At 32.7% G+C, this 25,977-nt stretch carries 11 protein-coding genes and 1 pseudogene; 11 read left to right on the top strand and 1 reads right to left on the bottom strand.

The window, feature by feature from the left end; translation table 11 throughout:
- Positions 1 to 5 precede the first annotated feature (5 nt).
- Positions 6 to 1,295 (top strand): Rv1352/Rv1906c domain-containing protein, encoded by a 1,290-nt coding sequence (locus BUA73_RS08575; protein ID WP_072903716.1) that lies wholly within the window; start codon positions 6 to 8, stop codon positions 1,293 to 1,295.
- 71 nt (positions 1,296 to 1,366) lie between these two features.
- On the opposite strand, the gene BUA73_RS08570 is transcribed toward BUA73_RS08575, so the two are convergent.
- Positions 1,367 to 2,911 (bottom strand): hypothetical protein, encoded by a 1,545-nt coding sequence (locus BUA73_RS08570; protein ID WP_072903715.1) that lies wholly within the window; start codon positions 2,909 to 2,911, stop codon positions 1,367 to 1,369.
- Between the two features lie 649 nt (positions 2,912 to 3,560).
- Here BUA73_RS08570 and BUA73_RS08565 point away from each other — a divergent pair.
- The 10 genes and pseudogenes from BUA73_RS08565 (at position 3,561) to BUA73_RS08520 (ending at position 25,973) form a co-directional block, all read left to right on the top strand.
- The gene (locus tag BUA73_RS08565; protein ID WP_072903714.1) at positions 3,561 to 4,460 is read left to right on the top strand and encodes a hypothetical protein; all 900 of its coding nucleotides are present in this window, start codon (positions 3,561 to 3,563) and stop codon (positions 4,458 to 4,460) included.
- An 89-nt stretch (positions 4,461 to 4,549) separates the two neighbouring features.
- On the top strand, positions 4,550 to 8,968 hold the full coding sequence (locus BUA73_RS08560; protein WP_072903713.1) for a leucine-rich repeat protein: 4,419 nt from the start codon (positions 4,550 to 4,552) through the stop codon (positions 8,966 to 8,968).
- Positions 8,969 to 9,464: 496 nt separating this feature from the next.
- Entirely contained in the window at positions 9,465 to 12,869 is a 3,405-nt protein-coding gene (locus tag BUA73_RS08555) for a hypothetical protein (protein WP_072903712.1), read from the top strand.
- Between the two features lie 27 nt (positions 12,870 to 12,896).
- Positions 12,897 to 14,450: a leucine-rich repeat domain-containing protein gene (locus tag BUA73_RS08550; RefSeq protein ID WP_072903711.1), complete on the top strand. Its 1,554-nt coding sequence runs from the start codon at positions 12,897 to 12,899 to the stop codon at positions 14,448 to 14,450.
- Positions 14,451 to 14,488: 38 nt separating this feature from the next.
- Entirely contained in the window at positions 14,489 to 15,865 is a 1,377-nt protein-coding gene (locus BUA73_RS08545) for a S8 family serine peptidase (RefSeq protein ID WP_072903710.1), read from the top strand.
- On the top strand, positions 15,843 to 18,269 hold the full coding sequence (locus BUA73_RS08540) for a S8 family serine peptidase (RefSeq protein ID WP_072903709.1): 2,427 nt from the start codon (positions 15,843 to 15,845) through the stop codon (positions 18,267 to 18,269). The genes BUA73_RS08545 and BUA73_RS08540 overlap by 23 nt, the downstream gene beginning before the upstream one ends.
- A gap of 753 nt (positions 18,270 to 19,022) precedes the next feature.
- Entirely contained in the window at positions 19,023 to 20,051 is a 1,029-nt protein-coding gene (locus BUA73_RS08535) for a hypothetical protein (RefSeq protein ID WP_072903708.1), read from the top strand.
- Positions 20,052 to 20,074: 23 nt separating this feature from the next.
- On the top strand, positions 20,075 to 20,962 hold the full coding sequence (locus BUA73_RS08530; protein WP_072903707.1) for an SLAP domain-containing protein: 888 nt from the start codon (positions 20,075 to 20,077) through the stop codon (positions 20,960 to 20,962).
- Positions 20,963 to 21,219: 257 nt separating this feature from the next.
- Positions 21,220 to 23,523 (top strand): annotated as a pseudogene (gene secA, locus BUA73_RS08525) (preprotein translocase subunit SecA); the annotation flags it as partial.
- 962 nt (positions 23,524 to 24,485) lie between these two features.
- Positions 24,486 to 25,973: a hypothetical protein gene (locus BUA73_RS08520; RefSeq protein ID WP_072903705.1), complete on the top strand. Its 1,488-nt coding sequence runs from the start codon at positions 24,486 to 24,488 to the stop codon at positions 25,971 to 25,973.
- Positions 25,974 to 25,977: the final 4 nt, after the last annotated feature.

Below are 25,977 nucleotides of genomic sequence, written 5' to 3'. Positions count from 1 at the left end.
GACATGTGAGTATGGGTAAAAAGATTGCTAGTTTGATTTTAGTTGCCACAATTTTCTTCAACAATATGGCGGTTTTCGCGGTGGCTACCAAGCCTACGGAGGCTGAGCTTAATAAGTTGTATGCAGAGGGATATAATGCGGTAAAAGAGTGTAAGGAGAAAAAAACTCAGCAATCAGTGAACTCTGCAAGGGCAACCCTAAGCAAGTTTAAAGGAAAGCTTGATTGGGCCATAGGTGAGTTCTCTAAAGAAATAGACAGTGTGCAGCATCCCATATTGGTGAGTATTGTAACGGGAATCAGTTCAAATAAAAATAAACCAGTTCCAGAGAGCATAAACAAACTTCGAAAGGAAATTAAAGATCTTCCCGTGGATTTTTGGAGAAATTCCTACAGCACTGCTTTAGATGAAGCTCAAGATGTTTTAATAGTTAAGGTTATGCACAGTAAACAGAAGTACGAGATGACAAAGGAAGAGTCGGATAGAGAGGTTCTTTTAAAGAATATAAATGAATTGTCCCTAATTCAGGATGACAATGTGAAAAACTTTGTAGAAAAAATACGGGAGGAAGTAAAGCCTAGGCCTACTTCTTTAAAAAAAGGAACCTATATAGTTGGAAAGGACTTTCCAAAGGGAGAGTATTTATTTCTATCTCAAGGTGAGTCCTATTATAAGATTTCTAGGGTAGAGAAGGGGACAACTGTTACGGTGGCTGAGGGCTTTATAATTGGTAGGAAGTATCTTGCTTTAAACAACGATGAGGTTTTTGAAGTTGACAGTGTGGATATGTACCATGCAAAGGAAACTCCTGAAATAGATATAAAGAAAAATAAGTTCATAAAAGGTATGTATAAGGTGGGGAAGGATATTCCTGCAGGGGAGTATTTATTAGTCAATAAGGAAGAGATGTATTTTCAAATCACTAGCAATAGCTCGGGTACTTTGGATAGCATATACAACAATGGTTTTGCCATGGGGCAGATGTATATTACTTTGAAGAAAGACCAGTATATTGAGGTGGAAGCTTGTGAAATTTATGAGGAAAAGACTGCTGCAAAACTTGACTCAACAAAAAAAGTTATTCCGCCGGGGATGTATAAGGTGGGCAGAGATATAGCTGCAGGAGATTATATTTTCTCTTGTCATGGTACAAAGGTGAATTTTAGGCTATACAAGGATAGTCAATACACTAAGGACAGCCTTATAAAAGTCTCATCTTCTCAGGATAAGATGTTCTTTGGTCTTAAGTCTGCACAGTATATATATCTTGATGGAACTGTAACTTACCTAAAATAATAAAAAAGAGAGAATCCAGTATTAATTAAAATAAGGATTCTCTCTTTTTATTGTTTACTTTAAGTTATTGTTTATTTAATGTTTGAGATATCACTGAATAGTGAATTCTTTACAGTTCCTTCAGGAAGTAATGATACGGAAGCTTTGGCGATTTTTATTGATTCCTGGTTTTTTAGCCTTTTTGCAATTTTAATGTCATATTTTGCCTTGTTTTCAAGTTTTGATATAAAGAAATCCTTAAGAGTTGTGAATCTTTCTACTAATTTTGCTTTCTCATTGTCATCTTTTAGTATCTTAAGTAAGTTATCTATGGTATAGATTTCAGAGACCTTTGGAGTTTTTTCAAAGATATCTACTTGTTCTTTGCAATACTTTAATTGGATTTTGTTTATTTTATCTTTGTCGCTTTCACTTTGCTTTATTTTCTCTTGAATAACCTTTAATCTCTGTTCTAAAGCTTTTTTTCCATCACTTGTTTCCAATTTAGACACTAGTGTCTTGGCCCTATCAAAGAGCTCTTTCATTAAAGTGCTTTCTGCTAAGTTTACCGCAGTGGTAGCTTCATCTATTTTTTCTTGGTTTGCATTTTTTATTTTGTCTTTAGCTTTCTCTATCCTATCTTTTAATGCCTTTTTTTCGCTGCCATCTTTTAATTTATCCACTAGAGATACTGCTGTATTTAAATCAGAGGTTATTAGAGTAGTTTCAAGTTTTATCACAGCTTCTGTTGCTTTACTTATCTTCTCCTTTTCTACAGCAAGTTCTTTTTCTAGTTGTTCCAATTTTTTTACACTATCTAGGATATTTTTTAATCTATTTTCTAGGTTTGTTCTAACGTCTCCTCTAGCTAGTCTGTTAACTAAGCTTTGAGCTGTGTTGTAATCTTCTCTTTTAGAACTTTTTTCTACTTTCTGCACAGCTTCAATAGCTCTGCTGACTCTTTCTACATCTACATTTTCCATGGCTATTTTGATCTTTTCTATTTTGTATAATAGATCCGTTTTTTCTTTGCTTTCATCCAATTTATTGACTAAGTTAATGGCGTTTTTTAAATCGGATTCTTGCAATGTGTTATAGGCTTTTTCCACTGCGGCAGTGGCTGTTAAAATTTTTTCATATGCTAGGGCTTTTTTTTCAGCTTCTACTAATCTATCTTTTAGAGAAGTTTTAATAGCACAATCAGGCAAGTTGCTAACTAGTTTCTGGGCACTTTGCATATCTTCTCTTTTTAATGAATTTTCATATTTTTCCACAGCTTTTCTTGCTTCATTAATTTTATCTTTGTTTGCATTTTCTATGGCGGAGGCAATAGCTTTTTCAAGTTTATATATTCTTGCATTTAAGCTTTCTTTTGTGGGCCCATCTTTTAATTGATTTACATAAGCCTTCGCTATTTCCACATACCCTGATACTAAGTATTTTTCACCTTCTTTTAAGGCGTTTTCCGCTTTTAATATTAGTTCCTGCTCTTCGGTTGAAGTTATCGCTCTGTTTCCAGTTTCATGGCGATTAAGCTGAGTTTTCACCTTTGTTGTAGCTAGAACCTGTGTATTGCTAGCTAGGGTAGAGCATAAACTTAATACTATACATAAAATAGACATTTTCTTTTTGTTCATTGCTTTAATCCCTCCTCATAATATATTTTCGGTGATTTCACTTGAAATATCAATACCTAGTAGCAATTAAAATAGAAGAAATCTATTGTTAAATAGTTATCTATTTCAAAATACAAATGGTATAACTGCAATATTAAGTAATTTAATAAATTAAATAACTGGTATATGCAAATAATGCTTGTATAATTTAGATGTATTCATGATATTTGAAATCTTCCCAATGGTAATAATCATAACTATAAAATAAAAAATTTTGGTTATTTTTATTGTCATATTTCAAATACCGTAGGTGTATTTACTTAAAATATTACCTAGAACACTAATTACCGATGGAACGCCTTATGCCGTGAAAGTGGCACGTAGGGTGTGGACCGAGCGAAATTTTTGTAAGTATGTGATGATATGTTTATGTATGTATGTGATCATGTGGCTGTATTGTAAAATGCAGTGATGACTAAAAATATAGAATATTATTGCATTACGGAAAAAGATAGCAAGGGATAGCGAAGATAAAACAATAAGCAATAACACTCAACTACAGGAAGCTATTAAAAAAGCTAATGACGGAGATACAATAAAAATAGGAGGTGACATTACAGGGGATATTAGTCTTACAAAGCTTGTCAATCTTGATTTAGGTGGCAAGACATTGACAGGAAATGTTACAATTACAAGCGATGCAAATGGAACTGTTAGTATTGCAAATGGCATTATTACAGGAAACTTTACTGTAAACGCTAAGAATGCCACAGTTAACAATGCTGCCACAATAAATGGGACTACTACAATAAATGATGTTTCCAATAACACATTTAATAATAGTGGTGTATTAAATGTGGTTATAATTAAAGATTCCAATGGTGGATCTTTCAACAATACTGGGGTTATAAATAAAGACATTACCATAGAGACAGGAGTAGACTTTACAGAGGCTCTTGTGCTAAAAGGTGTTATTGATGCTACGGTTAAGGTAACTGGAAATAGCAAATCACGAGTTAATATAGAAGGAAAAGTCAAAGATGTTATTTTACAAGCAAAAGATGCAATTTTGACTTTAGCTGAAAAAAGTGAGATTGTTAATCCGGTAATAATCGATGAGGCAGTTACAATTATATCAGTTAAACCTGTAAAATCTAAAATCGGCAAAGATGTAGATGTTACGGTTAAAGAAAGTGAAAAGTCAGTTGGAAAGCAAGTTAAAGGTGAAGGCAAGGATAAGGAAGTTAAACTTGAGGTAAGCAAATCGCCATACACCTTTAATACAGCATTAAACAAGGATAGTTATGGGGTAAATGATGATATAGTTATAACTGGAAGTTTGATGGAGGCTGGAAAGGCTTTATCTAATGTGGATATTTCATTGAAGGTATCAGATATCAATGGAAATGTTATAACTGTTGAGCAACTTGTCACTGACGATAAGGGAGAATTCCAGCATACATTTAAAGTCCCAGAGGACACAGAAGCAGGAAAATATAACATGACAATTAAAGCTCATAGCCCTGTCAATGAATCTATGGAAGAAAAGTTAGTAATAAAGAATAAGTAAAAAAATTAAGTAGCATTTCTATGGTAATAGGGGTATACCCTTATCCCTATTACCTAATTAAACTGTCTAAAGAGGAGATAATATAAACAATGAATTTATATAAGAAAAATAGAATTATAAAAAGTTTCATGTGTTGTATGTTGGCATTTGCCATGGCATTTTCCGTTTTCCAAACTGCGTTGGTAAACTATCCATTAGTAGTAAGTGCCATTGAAGATCAACAATCAGAGTTTACCGTAGAAAACGGTGTAATTATTGCTTATAGTGGTACGTCAAAGGAACTGGTAATCCCAGATATGGTAAATGGGCAAGTTATCACGGCTATAGGTAAAAAAGCATTTTCAGGAAAAAAGATAACATCTATTAAATTGCCTAATACACTTGAGAGTATTGGTGAAATGGCCTTTGCAAGCAATAGCTTGACTAGTTTGGAGCTACCTAGCAATGTAAAGGTTGTAGGTGTCGGTGCCTTCATGGTAAACAATATAAGTAATTTAGTTTTAAACGAAAGTATAGAGGAAATCCAAGAAAATGGATTTTTTAACAATCCTATTGTAGAACTTAAAATCCCTGGTACTGTAAAAGATATAGGGAAAAGAGCTTTTTCTAGTCAGAAAACTGGGAAATTATCCACTCTTGAACTAGGTGAAGGCGTAGAACATATAGGTATAATGGCATTCGATAAAAATGCATTGACAAAAGTTACTATACCAGATTCTGTAACTAATATAGATGACTCTGCCTTTGCCAACAATGAAATTTCAGAGGTGATTTTGGGTGCATCTGTTGAGAGAATTGGAGCACAAGCATTTACAAACAATAAGTTAACTAGCATGGAAGTACCTTCAACTTTAAACACAATTTATTGGCATTCTTTTAAGGGCAATGTAGAGGACGCAGAGAAATTTTTTAACATAAAATTGCGCGAACCAATAAAGTTGAGTGTTGGAAGCACGGAAGATGAAGTTATTTCTGCTTTAAATGAAAATGTAAAGGTTAGGGCATATATAAGTATAGGCGCTGGCACAGAAAAGAGAAATGTACCTACAGAATTTAAAACATGGATAATAGAAAGCTTTAATGGAACCCAGGCTGGACAATATACAGCTACATGTAGCTATAAAGATTTTGAGGATATAGGTGTTAGCACTGGGGCTAATGAAGAATTAGCTAAATTAATAGTTACTGCTACCGTAGAGTTACAGGAAACTGAACAGGGTTGGGGTACGAAACATTTCATTATTGACGGAACTACTATAAAGGGATTTTCTGATGCAGGTAAAAGTAGATTTGCAACGGATAAGGACCTTGTAATTCCAAGTAAAAATATTCAGGGTGAAAATATAGATAGCATAGGTGATAAGGCGTTTAATATAGAGTCCTATGGAACTGAAGGAATAAAATCTGTTGTATTGCCTGAAACTATAAAAAATATAGGTTTGATGGCATTTAGAAACAACAATATAACAAGTCTTGTATTGCCTAATAGTGTAGAGACTATTGGAAGTGGAGCTTTTGCATCTAATAAGGATTTATCAACTTTGACGCTTTCAAATAACTTAAAATTAATATCTACTGGAGCATTCTCATTTAGCAACATAGAAACTTTAATAATACCAGAAGGTGTAACGGAAATAGGGGGTTCTGCTTTTAGCGAAAATAAAAAGTTATCCAATTTAACTATTTCTAATACTGTTACCAAAATAGGAAGTAAAGCTTTTTGGGGTGCCAACATAAAGGAACTTACAATACCTGGGAATGTGAGCGAAATAGGTTCAGATGCTTTTCTTACTGGGAATTTGGAAAGGTTAATATTAGGAGAAGGTATTGAAAAAATCAATACTAGAGCCTTTAAGTCTAACCAATTAAAAGAAGTAATAATACCAAAGAGTGTTAAAACTTTAGGTAAAGATGTTTTTGCTGAGAATAGTGATGTAACTGTAAAATATGCGTCACTTAAAGATTCTATTGAAAGAGCAGAAGGAATTTCTACATCAAATAAAACCGAAGCCAGTGTAAAAGTTCTTACAGATGCTATAAGTGCAGGGAAAACTTTAAATAACAAATCTGATGCCACATTGCTTGAAGTAAATAGTGCTGTTACAACCATTGAAAACGCTATGGCTGCTTTAGAAGATAAAGTAGAAGAAAATTCATGGCAACCAAAGCATTTTTCATTTAATGGAACTACTATAAAAGGATTTTCAGAAGAGGGAAAAACAAAGTTTAAAGATAATAAAGACCTTGTAATTCCAAGCAAAAATTCTACTGGAGAAGTAGTTACATCTATTGGAACAGGAGCTTTTTGGAGCGATACTCATACACAGGATGTTGATAAAATAAAGTCCTTAGTATTGCCGGATACTATAGAAGTAATAGAAGCAAGAGCTTTCGGTGGTAACCTTTTGGAGAAAATTCAACTTCCAAAGAACCTTAAGTCTATAGGTGATGGAGCATTCCTTTCAAATAATATAAGTGATATGCAACTAAATGAAGGATTGGTATCTGTTGGCGATCAGAGTTTTGGTCTTAACAAATTGACTAAATTAACTATTCCAACTACCATGAGAAAAATTGGTCATAGGGCTTTTTTCAACAATATCATTTATGAAATTACTATATTACCTGGTATCGAAAAAATAGGAGATCAATGTTTTGAAAATAATAAAATCCAGACTGTGGATTTGCCAGATACAGTAAAGGTAGTTGACCTTGGAGGATTTTTATACAATAGCGTAAAGAGTGTTAAATTCCCTAAAGGATTAAAGGTTATAGGACCAAAGGCTTTTGGAGTAAACGATATAGAGAGCGTTGTAATACCAGATTCTGTAGAACTATTCTGTCCGAATTCCTTTAGAAAAAATAAAGGTTTTGAAAGTGGAGAGTTTAAAATATTTGTAGATAAAATAGTGAATTTATCTGGTGACTTTAATAGTGAACAGATGAAGGATAAGCTAGACCAAGAAATTAAAGTGAGAGCCGCTATATTTAAAGGTCTTGTAGATGAAGATAAGCATATAATGAAAATTGATAGATGGGAAAAAGCTGGTGAAGAGGACGGATATTTAATATTCAGAGGTAAATTCGAGCCAGTTCCAGTAGATGAGATAAAATGCGGATCTGGTACATCATGCGAAAATACTGTAGACAATATGAAAATGACAAGTCTTATAGTAAAAGTTAAGCTTGATGGAAAGTTTACGGAGACAGTAAAACCAGTAGACCCTGCAGAGCCTACTGATCCTGTGAACCCTACAGATCCAGAAAAGCCAACAGACCCTTCGGATCAAGATAAAGAACCATGGGAATCAAGGCACTTTACTTTTGATGGAACAGCTATAACTGGTTTTTCAGAGTTAGGGAAGGCAAAATTTAAAATTAATAAGAAGGTTGTAATTCCAGAAAAAACTTTAGATGGTAAGATTGTAGACAGCATAGGTAATTCAGCATTTAATATAGATACTTATGGTTCTGACGGAATAAGAGCTTTAATTCTTCCAAATACTATAAAAAGAATAGGAACTATGGCTTTTAGAAACAATAATATTGAAAATCTTGTTTTGCAAGATAACATAATTGAATTAGGGGAAGGTGCCTTTGCGTCTAATAGGGATTTGGTATCTTTGACACTTTCAAAAGGATTAAAAATTGTGCCAAAGGGTGCGTTCTCTTTTTCCAAAATATCTAAACTAGTACTCCATGAGGGTATTGAAGAAATAGGACAATCTGCTTTTGCAGAGAACAAATCTTTAGCGGAATTGGTTATACCTAGTACTTTAAAGAAATTTGGAGCAAAGTGCTTCTGGAATGCTGTTATAGTTGAACTAACTATACCAGGTACTGTAAAAGAAATATGTGATGATGCATTTACAAGTGGTAAGTTAAGTACTTTAATACTTGAAGAGGGCATTGAAATCATAGGTAACAGAGCATTTAAGAGAAATAAATTGAGTGAAGTAATAATACCAAAGAGTGTAAAATATTTTGATGCTTCGGTATTTGAAAGGAATCCAAGTATAAATGTAAAATATGCTTCTATGATAGAGGTTATAGCTAAAGCTGAGAAACTGTCATTAGAGGGACTGCCTCAGGAAAAGGTTCAGGCTCTTCAGGCATTGATTGAAAAGGGCAAGACGTTGAATGAACAACTTATACCAAACTCAGAGGAAATAAATGCAGTGGTTCTAGAGATAGAAAATGCAATAAAGGGTCTTATAGGTGTTACAACACGACCTATTTCTGTGAATAAAATAGACAAGTCAGAAAATGCTGGTAAAGTACAGATAACTGTATCATCTACATCCAATGTAGATACAAAAGGTGTGGTAATCTTAAAGATTATAGACAATAATGGTAGAGCATACAAAGTAATATATAAAGAAAGCAATTTCATAAAGGGAGATAATGAAATTGTTTTTGAAGTGAATGCTTCACAGTATGCAAAGGGCATAAAAGAAATAAAAGTATACGTATGGGATAATTTTGACAACATGCGTCCACTTGTGTAAGAATAATTTTCTTTTACTAAGGAGAACTTTCCATAAGGAAAGCTCTCTTTTTTTTTGTGTGCCCAGCATTTCATTGATGTTAATATATACAAATAGATATTATCTATTGTTGAATGATTATCTATTCCAAAATACAAATGGCATAAATGCAATATTAAGTAATTTGATAAATTAAATAACTGGTATATACAAATAATACTTGTATAATCTTATATGTATTTATGATATTTAAAATCTTCCCAATGATAATATCTACAACTACTGAATAAAAAGCTTAGTTATGTGTTGTCATATTTTAAATATCAAACTGTGTTAATTATGAATATTTCGTAGCACATTAATTACCGATGGAACGCCTTATGCCGTGAAAGTGGCACGTAGGGTGTGGACCGAGCGAAATTTTTGTAAGTATGTGATGATATGCTTATGTATGTATGTGCTCATGTGGCTGTATTGTAAAATGCAGTGATGACTAAAAATATAGAATATTATTGCATTGCGGAAAAAGATAGCGAGGGATAGCGATACAAATACAATTATAAAAAAAGAAGATATAAAGAATTTAGACGTAAGTCAATTTGAAAAGTTAAATGTAGGGGGGATTGATGAAGAGAATATTGAGGCGTTAAAACAAGTTATGAGCTTATCTGACCAACAGAGCTTTCTTAAGGCTGATATTGAAAGTTTTTTAAATCAAATTGATAATAATATAATTTTGATAAATTCAGCAGTTGATAATTTCAATGAGACAGATGGTAAAAACAATATAAACCTTGATGTTTTTCATCAGGCTGGAATCACTGGTATAACTGGAGAAAATATAAAATTTGTGTTGAAAAAGCTCAGTGATCAAAAGGTGAGTGCAGATTTAGGAAAGATAGGCACAGTAGCATTTGAAGATGTGGCAAAAGATACTAAGACTAAAAAGCCAAGATATACATTCACAGCAAAAGAAATTCAAAAAGTTGTTAATGATATAAATAATAGTTTAAATATACTTAGCAAAAAACTAATGTTGATAAGAGATATATACGAGTTGCCTACAAATACTGAAAATAATTATGATACAAAAATATCCTTGGTAAAGATTGAATTGAATAGGATATTAAATCATGAAATCAATGGGGGAAATGATAAAAACGTCCAAGTTGATATAGTAAAAAATGGAGACAAGTATTCAGTATTTCTTATTCAAAATGGTGTGTACATTGTAAAGCACAATGTTTATATAGAAATAAAACAAGGTAAACCGGAGAACCCATCAAAGCCTGACGATGGTAATGAGGAATTACATCTTAATATTGATGAACATGGAATCCAAGTGGCAGAAATGGGAATTAGAATAGTTGGTTCTTCTTGCAAAAATGCTAATATAACCTTTCGGATTAGTAGTGAAGATGAGGATTATGTATATTTAGATCAAATCAACGCTGATGATAAGGGGAAATTTGATAAATATATATCAATGGAGGAATGTGATAGTAAAGCATATAAAATCCACATTGTGGCATCTAATAAAACTAAGTCCATATCAAAATCCATAGAGTTTAATTATAAAAGTTTACGAGTTCCTATGGTAAAAGAAAATCTTGTACAAGGTAAGGATTTTTTTGTAACAGATAATTACGATGGTGTAGTTGATAAGATAAAGTTTAATGCTGGAATTTTCTATGAAGAGGATCTTACAATAAAGCTTTATAGGTTAAAGGATAATGCTTATGGTGTAGGTGAGGATAATCTAGAAAATCCGGTTGTTTTGTCATGCAAAACTAAACAGAATGATAGTGGGGAAGTTGTTTTAGATGAGGTTGAATTAGGTGATTTACAGAAAGGAGAGTATAGGTTCCTTTTGACTGCCACAGGAAAAAATGACATGGAATCAGAAAAGGATGACGGGCACGTTATTACTATTACTTTAGCACAAGGGAATTTGGAGCAGGAAGAGTTAAAAAATCAGGCATATAAGTTAGTATCAAAGGCTGAAATAGATAATACTAAAGAAAGCTACGATGCTGCTAAAGTCATAGTGGATAAAATTAAAGATACTGTTCTTAAAAATGAACTAATGGCAAGGCTTAATAAGGTTAAGGAGTGTATAGATAATAGTCAGATTAACCAGGGGGTTGGTTTTAAAGTACTTGGAGTTTATGGAAGTGCTGGAGTGGCAAGGGTAAAAATGCAGTTAGTTTTTAAGGGAACCAATACTGTTATTAGGGATAACCTTAATGATTATGTATTTAATGTAACAAGTCATGAGATGGTTGAAAAACCTGAAATTGATAGAAATGGTTACGTATTTATAAAAATAAAGCAAGAAGATTTATTTAATCGTGATAAGAATAAAGCTCAGGGTGCTATAAAAATCACTATAACTAAAAAGGATGAGAGCAAGACAGTTGTGGCAAAGGGTAATTTGAATAAAGAGGTTAACCAAGGCGAGTATTACGTTTTTATCAAACCACAGGATATTGCTGAAAGTACTAAAGGTGGTAAGCTAAATATAACATCCATTGAGTGTAAACCTGAAGGGATAATAAACCCAGAAATAAGCAGCGGTGGAAGTATACAGTTTATGCCTGTTAAGGTAGGAGAAACAGTGGTTACTGTAAAGGTAAGTGATGGTGTAAGTGAAGAGAGTATAAGTTTTAAAGTCGTAGTAGCTAAACCAGCACCAAAGCTTTTAAAGGAAAATTTGCAACAGGATGTAGATTTCATGGTGACATATGATGAACATGCAAATCCAAAGAAAATATCATTCCATAAGGGTATATTTGCTGAAGTAGGTTATGAAGTAAGGCTTTATAAATGGAATGATAAAAATGGTGATAATATATTGAATAGAGATAATGAACTTGGAGAGTATATTACTTTGGATTCAAAAACCACTAGTGATGCAGAAGGGAATATAGTGCTTTTAGAAGGAGATATATCTGGCATTGATATAAAACAGCATAAATACATTGTTACAGCTGTGGATTTATCGACTTCAAAGGAATCTCGTATAAGTCAAGATTTCGGTTTTGTCATAAAGCAAAAAGTTATGCTTCCTGAAAAGGACGAGGCACAAATTCAGAAGGAAGCTTTGGAGGCTGTTGTAAAAGCTGAAGGTAGTAAATTACAAGTCGATGTTGATAGTGCAAGGGAAATAGTAAAGGAATCCAATAATGAAGAATTTAAAAAGAACATGATAACAAGGCTTGACTATATGGCAAATAGAATAAAAAAATTAGAAGAGGGTAAAGAGGTCATTGGTATAGAAGTGGTATCCACTAGTAATAAAACCCTGGGAACTACAAGTATACTTTTTCAATTAGTAAATGAAAAAAACGGACAACTTATAAAAGAAGATTTAAACAGTTTTAATTATCATGCAATAAATTGTATGGCTCAATTGAATAATGATAGTGAAGTTAAAATACTTGGAGACAAGATTATGATTACTGTGGATAGAGAATTTACAAGTAAAGAGGATGTTAAAAAGTACTTCATTATTGATGTTACGAGAAAATCTGAAGCTAATGTACCTGTTTTTAATAACACAATGGAGATTACAGGCATTGAATTTTACAATAAGGCTTTAAGATCTACTATTAAGGGTATAGCTAAGACAGATTTGGACAAACTTATTTTTGATTTTTCTAAGTTTAAAATAGTTCTAGATGATAAGAGTTATACTTTGCAGAGTAACTATACTAAAGCTGAAAAGTATTACAAATATACTGCAGGTGAGTATGGTTTAGGTACAAGTAGTTTTGGCATGGGACTAACTGAAAGTGATGTTAAGGGTGTTTCAGATGTTATTGGTGGTAAAAGAAATGCCAAGCTTGTTTTAGAGGATGGTTGGAGTATTCACTCTGAGAATGGTCTTGCAAAAGGCAAAAGTATAATTATAGAATTGTAAAACATTATGGTGAAGGGAGAAATAATTATGTTAAAACATATCAAAAAGTGTATTTTAAAAAGAAATATCATGGGCATATTTACGGTGTGTTTGGGATTTATCATATGCTTATCACCAAGTAAAGTTTTAGCAGCGGATAGTGATATAGATGTTAGTTTTATAAATACTGTAGATAAGGTAATGATAAATAAAAATCAACGTTTCAATATAAACTTATGCAACAAAAGTGGTGAGGAAAAACAGTGTAAGTTAATTGTATCTATGTTTAATGATAAGGATAAATGTTTAAATAAGGTTAGTTTTTCAGAAAGCATTAAGCCTACTGAATCTAAGGATTATACGTGCTATATGAAGGTTCCTGCAAAAGCTAATTGTATAAAAATATGGGTTGAAGATGAAAAAAATAATGGGAAGAGATTATCACAGGAAAAATACTTATCAACAAATGGACAAGGTGGAAATGATTCAAAGGATGATCCAAAGGAAGACCAAAAAAATGACAAGGAAGTAGTAGTATTTGCAGATAAGGGGTTGGAAAGTGCTGTAAGACAGTCTATAGATAAACCAACTGGTACCATTACTAGAGGTGATGTAAAAAATTTAAAGAATCTTGTTCCAATAAATTATGGCATTATGGAAATAGAAAATCTTACAGGAATTGAGTATTTAGAATCTTTGGAAGTTTTGGATATAGATTATATGCAAGTTTCTGATTTATCTCCAGTAAAAAATCTTAAAAAATTAAAATGGCTTTATGTAGCGGGAAATCCAATTTATACTTTAAAGAAAAACACTTTTGAAAACTTGAAAGCTTTAGAGCAACTTGGGTTATCATCATGCAGTATAACTAACATAGAGCAAGGGGCATTTAATGGCCTAGACAGCCTACATTATTTAGATCTTGTAGAAAACGGTATATCAAATATATCGCCTCTTTCTACTATTTCAAATTTGAAAAGTTTGCATTTGGATAATAACAGAATTACGGATTTAACTCCATTAAGGAATATGAAAAAACTTGAGTTATTGTGGATAGCTGGCAATAAGGTAAATGATATATCACCTTTGACGGGTATTCAAAGCTTAAAAAATATAAAGATGAATAATAATGATATAGGAAGTTTATCTTCATTGAAGAACTTAATAAACATGGAGAAATTGCATGTTTCGGGTAATAAAATAAGCTCATTAAATGGTATACAATCCATGTCAAATCTAAAAGAGTTATTTATAAATCAGAATCCTCTTACTGATATTAGTGCAATAAAGAATCTTGGAAATCTAGAGAATATAGAGATAAAAAATACTCTTGTTTTAAGCGATATATCGGCTATTGCATCCTTGAATAAATTAACACACTTAGATTTAACGGGAGATAAGGTTCAGGATATAACTGCTTTGAAGGAGTGTACTAGCCTTAATTACTTGTGGCTTGAAAATAATAATATAACCAACATAGAAGCTCTTAGAAATTTAGTAAATCTTAAAACACTAACTTTAAAAGGAAATAAAATTTCCGATTATAGTCCAGTATCGGGATACTATTTGAATCTTAAAAATAAGGATTTTGTTTTAAATTAGATTGATAAAAGTTAAAATACAGTGAAGGAGTCGTTAAAATGAGGAAAAAGCATAATAATATAATTAGCCTTGTGATGTCATTTTTTATGATTTTTAGTGTAATATTTTCTACCTCTGTGGAAGTGCAAGCACAGGTACAATCTAGTGGAGATAAGTTATATCTTCAATCACTGAAAAGACTTTTTAATGAAGCATCAAAGGATCATGAGGTTTCAAAAGTAGAGGCTTTAGATGGTGAGAAAATAACTACTTTTATAGTGGAAATTGAAGATAAAGCTGTAAAAGACTATGTGGGTGATCAATCTCTTGAAGTTGCATCTAAGAATGAACAACTCATATCTAGGGTTTTAAATTCACAGAAATATTTTAAGGATGAGATAAGAAAAATAAATAGTGAGGCTATCTTTACTAATGAATATGTACTTCTGATAAACGGTTTTAGTGTAAAAGCAAAAATGAAAGATTTGGACAAAATTAAGAACATTAAAGGTATAAAACATGTTTCGATTGAAAAGGAATATTCAAGGGATGTGAAACATGCTTTGGACCTTGGGAAAATACAAGAAGTGTATAGGGAATACGGTTACAAGGGTGAGGGCATGGTTATATCTGTTATAGATTCAGGTATAGATTATACTCACAAAGATATGGTTTTAACAGAGAGTGGTAAGAATAATGCTAAATTAAACAAAAAAAAGGTTGAGGACCTTAATAAGAATAACCCAAAGTCTAAGGGAAGATATTACACTGAAAAGGTTCCTTATGGATACAATTTTATTGATAAGAATGATGAAGTTATCGATAAAGCTGTTGGCAATATTGGTTATATGCACGGCATGCACGTAGCAGGAATTATAGGCGCTAATTGTAGTGATGATAAAGAAATGGCTTCGCATAATGGAGTAAGGGGTGTTGCCCCTGAAGCACAGCTTCTTGCAATGAAGATATTTTCCAATAATCCACAACTTAGCAATGCATGTGAAGGTGATGTCATAGCAGCTATTGAGGATTCAGTAGCTCATGGAGCGGATGTAATAAATATGAGTATTTCTGGTTCGGCTGGATTTCAAAATCCTGAGGATGGTCAGCAAAGAGCTATAAAGGAAGCTATTAACAGGGGTGTTATGGTTGTTGTGGCAGGTGGTAATGCATACTATTCCACTTACCCTGAAAAACATAATGGCATAAATGATACGTCTACAATTGGAGCACCAGGTATTGCCCACCATAGTTTGCAAGTAGCGTCTTTTAATAATTCTATTTCAACGTCTTTTTTAATGAGTTATGGTTCTTCTGATGGAGAAGGGAAAATTCCTTATGCTATGACAGACTGGGATATTAGAAAATTGGCTGCTAAATATGAAGTTGTAGATTGTAATCTTGGAAGAGTTGATGAAAAAAAATCAAATCAATGACTTTCAAGGGAAAAGTCTTAAAAACAAAATTGCATTAATAAAGAGAGGAGAAATTGAGTTTAAAGATAAAAAAATTAATGCACAGAATAGAGGGGCAGCGGGTGTAATCATATACAACCTGGATAACAATGAAACTATTTTGGAGGCAACTGCTTTCGATAAAAATGTACTAATTCCCTCAATATTCATTAAAAATAGTGATGGACTAAAATTGAGAAATCTTTGTGATAAAGGTGTTACCGTATCTTTTCAAAATCAATTATTGGAAAGAAATAATGATGAAAGTGGATGTATGTCGGATTTTTCATCTTGGGGACCAGCTCCAAATCTCGATTTAAAACCAGATATAACAGGTGTTGGTGGGGCTGTTTGGTCTACAGTTAATGATAATTCATATAAAAATATGTCAGGTACCTCCATGGCTACGCCTTACGTATCAGGTACGTCAGCTTTACTTATGCAGCATATTAATAAACTAAATATGAAATTTAAAAATGAAGAAGATAAGGTGAAATTAAATAAAACCTTGCTTATGAATACTGCAGAAATAAAAATGAATAAGGAGCATGGTGTTCCATATTCTCCAAGACAGCAAGGAGCAGGTTTTGTAAATCTGAAGGATGCGTTAAAAAACAAGGTAACAGTGACATACAAAGGTGATGCATCAGTTTCTTTAGGTGTATTGACGCAAAAGAATGTTATTTCAATGGATATTAAAAATTATGGAGATGTTGAGGTAAGCTATAAGGTTTCAAATCCATATGGGATTCTTACTGAATGCAATGAAAGTAAGAATGGTGAGCCATACGATATAAAATTGGATGGTGCTTCTATGGAGTTTCAAAATGAAGTGATAAAAGTGAAACCAGGAGAAACTGTTTCCGTAAATGCCACATTGAAATTAGATGACTCTGTAACAAAAGATAGATTTGTGGAAGGATATATATCATTTATTTCAGAGGGTGATATTGTTCCGTTAAATATTCCCTATATGGGGTATTATGGTGATTGGTCAGCTTTACCGGTATTAGATAACCCAATATATACAGGAAAATCAGTGATTGGAGAAACAACTCTTGTGGGTATAACAGAAGGGTTTGGTGGATATCAGAGCTATTACATTGGTGCAGGTAAGGATAGTAAACCAGAATATTTTGCTATAAATCCTGATGATTCATATGCTATTTCAAATGTGGCACCACAGATAACTTTGCTTAGAAATGCAAAGTATTTAAAAGTAGATGTGACGGATAAAGAAGGAAAGTTTATTAGGACTCTGCATCAGGCTGAAAATGTTCGTAAGGAGGTATTTGCAGAAAATACTTTAAAAGCGAGAGTGCAGAATGAATGGAAGTGGGATGGTACTGTATACGATTCTCAAAAGGGTCAACGTGTAAGTGTACCAGAAGGCCAATATTCCATAAATATTCGAGTGATGGCAGATGCTAAAAATGCGAAAGAACAAGTAATATCTTTTCCTGTTAAAATTGATAAGACAAGCCCTATATTGAAAAATAACAATATTGTCATAGCAGATTCGTCTCAGTGCAATTTGGAATTAGAGGCTTATGATGGCGAAAAGGGTGCTGGAATTTCAGATTTTGTTTTTATAGTTAATGATAAGGACTACGTGGATGCCAATGGTAAAAAATCATTTAAATTAAAAGAACAGGAGCTTCATAAATATTATATGAATCTTGAACTTCCAGAGAATAATAATCCAGTTTACAGAGTTTATATGGGGTGCGTAGATTATGCAAGAAATATAACTCCAGGAGAAACTGTCATAGTTAATTCAGCTAAGTCCCACTTAAAGATTAATTTGGACAAACAGTTATATGAGCATAGTGACGAAATAAAACTAAATTACAATATTGAAGAATCATCCAAGGAGTCGCAAGTTGATCATTATGAAATAAGTTTAGATAATGCTTCAAAAGTTGTGTATAGTGGTAAAAATAAATATTATACTATGTCAAATCTTCATGGTGGAGAACATTATGTATTAGTTAAAGCAATGAATTCTAAGAATGAAATTGTGGATGCCAATGCTATAAAATTCAATGTAAAAGAATCTCCTTCTAATGAATATGAAACAAGGGGAATTCGTATATGGGGATTAGATCAGGGGATTTTATATGAAGATAATTATGCTACTTTCAGTGTCAAGGCAACCAATATTACTGGGGAAGATAAAGATGTGACATTGATGATGTGTGTATATGACCATAAAGGTAATATGGTAAATTCATCTATAGCTTCTAAAACTATTTGTGCGCATGGGGAAGTTGTGTTAAAAAATTCAGTATGTATTGAAAGTGGACATACTATAAAAGTATTTGTATGGGATAATATTTACAGTCAAATTCCATATGTTGATAAGCAACTGCAATTGGTTGGGTAAAATAACATTAAAAAAGAACTCTAGTATGGGGTTCTTTTTTATATAAAAATCTAATGAAATTATAAGTAAAATTAAAAAATAAAAAAATAAACGAAAAGTTCAAATAAAATTAATAAATCGTTGAAAAAATACACAATTTATTATATAATTATATTAAATAATTGATAGTTGAAATTCTTCCCCAATTATTTCAATTGTCAGTGAAAACTGAAAGATGATTTGATTACCGATGGAACGCCTTATGCCGTGAAAGTGGCACGTAGGGTGTGGACCGAGCGAAATCTTTGTAAGCATGTGATGATATATTTGTGTTTATGCTGCTATGTGGCTGTATTGTAGAATACAGTGATGACTGATAGGATAGAATGTTGTTACGTGTTTTATAAGGATAGTTAGGTATAGCGAACAAGATTTATTAAAAGAGGCAAAGGTTTATGCTGAAAAAGCTATTTCAGGAGAAACTCTTAGCAATAGCGAATTGCAGCAGTTAAAATCATTAATGGCCGGATTGCTTAACAGCAAGGATGAAAAAGTACTAGAGGAAGCTCAGGCATTACAAATAATGCTTTTGGCAGCTGGAGTTGAAATCTAGTAAAAAAAAGGAACCCTTTTGAGGGTTCTTTTTTTGTGGTGAAGATTCTAGGTGGGAAAATTGTGTGGAATTATATATAAAATATATTTAGTTATAGAATTATTTTGCATTTACCATTATACTATACCTATAGAGTAATATAGTTTAGGAGAGAGAAGAATATGAAGCAGAGGGTAGTAACTGTAGATTTAAAAAATAGAAAACACCATGAATCCCTGATTTTAGATATAGGGGAACTGGAAGGAAACGGCGTAGTTTCTCTAAAATTAGATTTTAATAATAGTATCAATACGATTAACAAGTATATTAATGAAGGAAAGATTGAAGAAAGTGAAAAGGCAATTGAGAGGTATAAGGATTCTTTTGCAGCGTGTTCTGATAAGGAGGTTCACCATCAATTTGTTCAATTAAAAAATATATCTAATAGTATATACAATATAGAAAAAAATTTAGATACATACAATATAGAAGCTTATAGGGTGATAAGGCAGTCCCATAAATTTCTTGTGGAGTATATGAGGGAACACGATATATCTGCTTATACTGTTGAGTATTTAACTAGTGTTCAAAAGTCCGAAAAGTATATGGATGACTTCGATTTTAAGATGGTTTTAGAAAAATTGATGTGCAACATTAATATGGAAAGTCAATATGCATATCTGTATGATGTGGTTGATTTTATAAAGAAGGGCAATATTCATTTTTCTATGGAGCCACAGGCTTTAGAGGTTTTTCAACGCCTTTCCAACATTGTAGAACAGTACAACGGGGAATTGATTAAGAAGTATAATAATAATAGTGCACGTATTTCTCTTGTAAAAAAATTGGTGACCTATGGATGTGGTAAGCTTATAGAGGAAGGCACTTTTAAGATATACATAAAATCCTTAAAGGACCATTACAATGAGGAAGACATGGACCAGCTGAGAAGAGATTTTGAAGAATTGTTTGTGCTGTATAAGATGAACAGTGCGGATAGTTTTGAAGAGTTTTATTACAATTTATATATTATGGCGGAAAAATATGCGCCAGATTTTATGGCTTTAAATGAATACTACAAAAAATATGTGGCTAAAAATATGTATAAAAATGGGAAGAAATCTTATGATAAAAACTCATTTTGTAAAATCGTATCACAAAATGTTGAGAGTGTAGAATTCAATACTGATTTTACAGTACTTTATTTGTAGAGGCTAGCGGAGGTAAGGAAATTATGGCGAATTTATTTGGAGAACTGTTTAAGAAGCCTGCTGATATCAGTAGTGAATTGGAAAAACAAATTGATTTTGATGAGATAACAGGTGAGAATCCTCCAGTGGAGTTTATGTATGGAACGTCTGACTTCAAAAAAGAGCAAGTGTTAAGGGAGTATTACAAGGTAAAAGAGAGCATCAGCAATCATAAAAACATTAATAAGCTGATAACCATTGACACTATATACAGATACAATGGTTTTGAAGGTATAGAGATTGGAATCTTTCTTACGAATACTACTGAAAACCCTGTGGAACTTTATGCTATGAATCTTGGGCTTTTTAATGAGGATGGCATTCCTATAAGACAAAAATATTTAGATTTTAAAGGTGAAATTACTATAAATCCCAATTCTAGCCTTTATTATGAGATATTATTTGAGAATGTCCATGTACAAATGGAAAATGTAAATTTAAAAGTGGGCTTTTTAGATACTGAGGAATTAAAGGTATCCTATATTAAAGAGTTAAATGTAGATAGTGCTGTTAGTAAATCTCTTTCTGAAGAGGTAAAGGATTTTTTAAGAGAAAAATTCTTTGATATACCACAAATAAGGCATGGAGAAATTTCTTTGGATCCAATTTTGGCAATTGGTCGAGAGGATGGCATTAATGTAATAATTTTGGCTAGAAATGCTAGTGATAGGGATGTGACTTTGAATTCTATTCCTATAAAGATATGTATGAAGGAAGATCTGCCTATTTATGTAGGAAATCTGAATTTCAATGAAGATTCTATTATTTTAAACAGTGATAAATGCAAATTATTGAATATTAGTGTTAATCAGGAGTTTGTACCTGTAAATATTGTGAAGGACTACATATATAAATTAAAAATAGGAAAATAAGTACAAACTATTTCTAAATATATAACATTATAAACAATTTAAAATACTATAAAAAATACTTTATATTTAAAATATAATATGATATAATAGACTTAAGTAAATAAATACGTTAGTAGAGGATTGCACCAGCACTTCTATTTAGATAACCAAAGGAGACCAGTATGTATATATTGGTCTTTTTGTATGGTAAAAATTAAGAAACTGGTATATAATTAAAATAACTTGAGATTACAATATAATTTAAGGGTGGTAAACTGATGAAGGGCATGATTGGCATATTTGAAAATAACTATAGTAGAAGAGAATTGAAAAAGATAGAACCTATTGTTGATAAAATAGAGTCATTGGAAGGTAAGTATTGCGAACTTAGCGATGAGGAGCTTAGGGGAAAAACGCAGGAGTTCAGAGATAGGTTGAAAAGTGGGGAAAAGATGGACAGCTTGCTTCCAGATATATTTGCCACTGTTAGAGAAGCCGCGTTCAGGGTACTAAACAAGAAACACTACAGGGTTCAGCTCATTGGTGGAGTTGTTTTGTCTCAGGGAAGAATTGCGGAGATGAAAACTGGAGAGGGAAAGACTCTTGTGGCAACGTTACCTGCTTACCTTAATGCTATTGAGGGAAGATGTGTACATATTATAACTACCAATGACTACCTTGCAAAAAGGGACAGAGATGAGATGGGCCGTGTTCATGAGTTCCTGGGCCTTACTGTAGGTGTTATTTTGAATGAGATGTCTCCGGATGTTAGGAGAGAACAGTATAAGTGTGATATAGTTTATGGAACAAACAGTGAGTTTGGTTTTGACTATTTAAGGGATAATATGGCCAAGACAAAATCAGAGAGAGTTCAAAGGGAACTTGGATTTTGCATAGTGGATGAGGTGGACTCTATTTTAATAGATGAGGCTAGAACACCGCTTATAATATCTGGTGAGGGGAAAAAACCATCTAAGTACTATATCACTGTAAATGAATTTGCAAAAAAATTAAAGAAAAATGTGGAGTTTGAGATAGATAGGGATGGTAAGGGTATTGCTCTTACGGATAGTGGTATAAAGAAATTGGAAAAATATTTTGGTGTGGAAAACTACGCTGATTATGAAAATAGGGATTTACAACATCATGTAACCCAGGCACTTAGGGCCCATTTTACTATGCATTTAAACAAGGATTATATTGTGCGCAAGGGTGAAATCATGATAGTTGATGAGTTCACAGGTCGTGTTATGGAAGGCAGGCGCTTTAGTGAGGGACTTCACGAGGCCATAGAAGCTAAAGAGGGCGTAAAGATAAATAAGGAATCAAAGACCTTGGCCACTATTACAATACAAAACTACTTTAGGATGTACCAGCGTTTGTCGGGCATGTCAGGTACTGCTGCCACTGAGGAAAATGAATTTCAAGAAATATACGGGCTTGATGTTATATGCATTCCTACTAACAAACCTGTGTCTAGGGTGGATCACAAGGATAGGGTATTTAAATATCTATCTGACAAGTACGACGCTATAATAGAGGATATAATTACTCATCATGAAAATGGTCAGCCTATTTTGGTGGGAACTTCTAGCATCCAGAAGTCTGAGGATATATCTTATCTTCTTAAGAGGCGTGGGATAAAACATTATCTTTTAAATGCAAAAAATCCGGAAAAAGAAGCTAAAATAGTTGAAAATGCAGGCAAGGCTGGTGCTATCACCATAGCTACTAATATGGCTGGACGAGGTACTGATATAAAGCTAGATGATGAATCAAGAGCTGCCGGTGGCCTTAGGATTATTGGTACAGACAGGCATGAGGCTAGGAGAATTGATAATCAGCTAAAAGGCCGTTCTGGGCGTCAAGGAGATGTGGGAAGTTCTCAGTTCTATGTATCTTTGCAAGATGATTTGTTTAGAGTTTATGACAGTGAGGTATTCAATGCTGTATTTGGAAAATTAAACATTCCGGAACACGATGAAATACATCATAAGGCTGTTTTCAATGCCATTGAAACCGCACAAAAAAATATAGAGGGCAATAACTTCGAAACTAGAAAAAATATTATCGGATACGATGATGTGGTAAATAAGCAACGTCTTGTTATATATGAACAGCGAAATATGGTTCTAGACAATGATAATGTCCACGATAGTATTATAAGCATTATAAAAAATGTGATAAACGATTTATATAATCGCTGTAATAATGGTGAAGAATCATCAAAGGTTATAAAAAAATATGTACAACTTCTTTCAAAATACAATATTACTTCTGAAAAAATAACAGAAGAAAAGCTGATGGCAATGAAGAAGGAAGATATTGTACCTTATGTTCAGGAAGTGACCCTAAATAAGTACAATAATATTGTGGAAAATTATGCTTTGTATGAAAAGGAAAAATCCATTCTTCTAAAAAATGTGGATGAGAAATGGATTGAGTACTTAGATAGCATGGAATTCTTAAAAGAAGGTATAAGGCTTAAATCTTATAGGCAGCAGGATCCGGTGCGCGAATTCCAAATTGAAAGCTCAGCAGAATTTAATGAGATGATATCATGTATCCAGCGAGAAACTGTTAAAGAATTGCTAGTATAGAAGTATAGAAGGATAGAAGTAAGGCGGGGGTGTCCCAAGAGAGTGAAAATTCTTTTGGGGCATTTTCGCTTTTTGCTATTTTTAGGTGAGGGAGCTATGTGGCTCTTTTGTAGAAAACAGTGATGGAGCTAAACTATGTTTTAATATATTAAAACTGAGCAAAAAGCTGTGTTGTACATTTCAGTGGCGGATTAACGTGTGGGATTTTGTGTAAACTAAGATCAAATAGCTGTGTTGTACATTTCAGTGATGGAGTAGAGAATACTAGTGGGTATAAATCTAATAATTAAGAAATATTATCTCATGGCTAGCCCTTGTAAAACATCCTTCTCTTATAGGAGGGCGTCTAGTCTAACAATTTAAAAGTTTTTGTAAAGTTTATGAATAAAGTATGCAACGAAGATAAAGGTAAAATTAGCATAAAACATAAATTGGAGAAATAAGTTAATAAAAGTTTATGGAATTTTCAATTAGAATTATAATGAATAATGAGGTAAGCTTTGAAATAGTAGGGATTGACCTGTGATTTCATGGGGTAAAATAATGATAAAAAAATGAAATAATATATAAAATTACAAATAGAGTTCATCTATAGTTAAATAAATAACTATATGAAAATTAAAATTACACATTTGCAATATTAAGACAGATAAGCATTTTTATTTCTTGTACATTAAATTGCTTGATGTATAATTTTAGACGGATTCATACGATTTGAAACCTTCCCAATAATACTTCTAATACTTCTAATACTTTTGTTTATAATATGTATTTCTTTTATGTATAAGTATTATATTTCAAATTGAAGAATTTGTTTAATAAAATTACCGATGGAACGCCTTATGCCATGAAAGTGGCACGTAGGGTGTGGACCGAGTGAACTCAAAGAAGCTTGACACGGGACATTTTGAAATTATGGATTTCGGGATGCCTTTTTATTTGCAATGTCAGGCAAAGAGCAAGCGAGGGATAGCGAAGTAGAAAATAATGTTATAAAGAAAGAGGAAATTAAAGATATTGATTTAAATCAGTTGGTGGATTTAAATGTAAAGGGAGCTGATGGTGACAATATTGATGCATTAAAACAGGTGATGGTGTCATCTGGAGACACTGTTTTTTCAAAGGATGACATAGAAAAACTTATAGTGCAGGTGAAACAAAATGTAGCTGCAATAGATGAAGCCAGTGAAAATGTGGATGAGGGCATGAATAGTGTTACTCCAGATACTTTTGAAAAAGCGGGTATAGTTGGTGTAACGGATGAGAATATGATATTTGTCTTGCAAAAGCTTAATGAAATGAAATCTAATAGCGAAGTTGCCAGTCTTGCCAGATTTGGTGAAAGTGTTGCTAGGTTAGGCAATAAAAGCAACATAGAAAATACAAGCAACCTAGGAAATGTAGGCAATGAAAGTCACATGGTAAATAATGCAGTTTTAGGTGGGATGTTAGCTGTTAAGGCAAATAAACATGTATTTACTGCAAAGGAAATACAGAAAATCGTAAATGAAGTAAATAAAATTTTAAACATTATTAAGAAAAAAATAAATGTGGTAAAAGACACCTATGAGTTACCTTCAGATGTTGAAAATAGTGAATTAGCCATGGTAAATGCAGTTAAAGCAGAAATAATTAAGGCTATAAATGATGAAACAGTTACAAACAATATGGAAATCGTCATTGAGAAAGAATTAACTAAATACAAGGTTACATTGAAAATTAATGTAATTAAAGTGGTAAAGCATAATGTTAAGATAAGCATAAAACAGCCAAGTTTAGAAAATGCAACTTTTGCTGCTGAGCTTAGTAAGACGGAATATGATCTTAATGAGAGTGTGGTTATATCCGGTAAATTGCTTAGAAGTGTGGAAAATGAGGGTGGAGTATCAAAACAAGTGGGGGTATCAAAGCATGACATTACTATAACTGTATTTTCAGCTGATGGACAATCATTAATTACTTTGGATCAGGTGGAAACTGATGATAAGGGCCAGTTCCAATACAGTTTTAAGGTAGGTAAGGATGTGGAAGCTGGAGATTATAAGGTGGTAGTCAGTGCCAAGGATATATCTAACGGGGTGAAAACTCTCTCATTTAATTTTGCAGAGGCAAAAAAAGATGTAAAAGTTGAATTTAATTATGCAGAATACACTGCTGCTGTAAAAGGTTATATTCCTTCAAAGGGGGATCTTATCATAACAACTACAGGTATTACTGATGCAGAGATTGCCTCAGTCAAAATAACAGCTGAAGATCCTACTGTAATTTCTGTAACTCAACGCCCTGATCATCCGGATAGTGGGTTTACAAAGAGCAAGGTTAGGGCTTTTGGTAAAGCTTTGAAAGTAGGAACTACGCGCATAATTGCAAGGGTAACGGACACAGCTGGAAATGTATATACAGCCTATTGCAAAATAACAGTAACTAAATAAGAAA

The sequence above is a fragment of the Hathewaya proteolytica DSM 3090 genome, from assembly GCF_900142225.1.
Lineage (GTDB): Bacteria > Bacillota > Clostridia > Clostridiales > Clostridiaceae > Hathewaya > Hathewaya proteolytica.
Note: the sequence above shows the minus strand (reverse complement) of the source record. Positions and strands in the feature narration are given on the sequence as shown.

Bases quoted from the DNA above. Each gene is read 5' to 3' on its own strand.
- BUA73_RS08550 (WP_072903711.1), top strand. From the start codon at position 12,897: ATGTTAAAACATATCAAAAAGTGTATTTTAAAAAGAAATATCATGGGC.
- BUA73_RS08540 (WP_072903709.1), top strand. From the start codon at position 15,843: ATGAAAAAAAATCAAATCAATGACTTTCAAGGGAAAAGTCTTAAAAAC.
- BUA73_RS08545 (WP_072903710.1), top strand. From the start codon at position 14,489: ATGAGGAAAAAGCATAATAATATAATTAGCCTTGTGATGTCATTTTTT.
- BUA73_RS08530 (WP_072903707.1), top strand. From the start codon at position 20,075: ATGGCGAATTTATTTGGAGAACTGTTTAAGAAGCCTGCTGATATCAGT.
- BUA73_RS08570 (WP_072903715.1), bottom strand. From the start codon at position 2,911: ATGAACAAAAAGAAAATGTCTATTTTATGTATAGTATTAAGTTTATGC.
- BUA73_RS08535 (WP_072903708.1), top strand. From the start codon at position 19,023: ATGAAGCAGAGGGTAGTAACTGTAGATTTAAAAAATAGAAAACACCAT.
- BUA73_RS08560 (WP_072903713.1), top strand. From the start codon at position 4,550: ATGAATTTATATAAGAAAAATAGAATTATAAAAAGTTTCATGTGTTGT.
- BUA73_RS08520 (WP_072903705.1), top strand. From the start codon at position 24,486: ATGTCAGGCAAAGAGCAAGCGAGGGATAGCGAAGTAGAAAATAATGTT.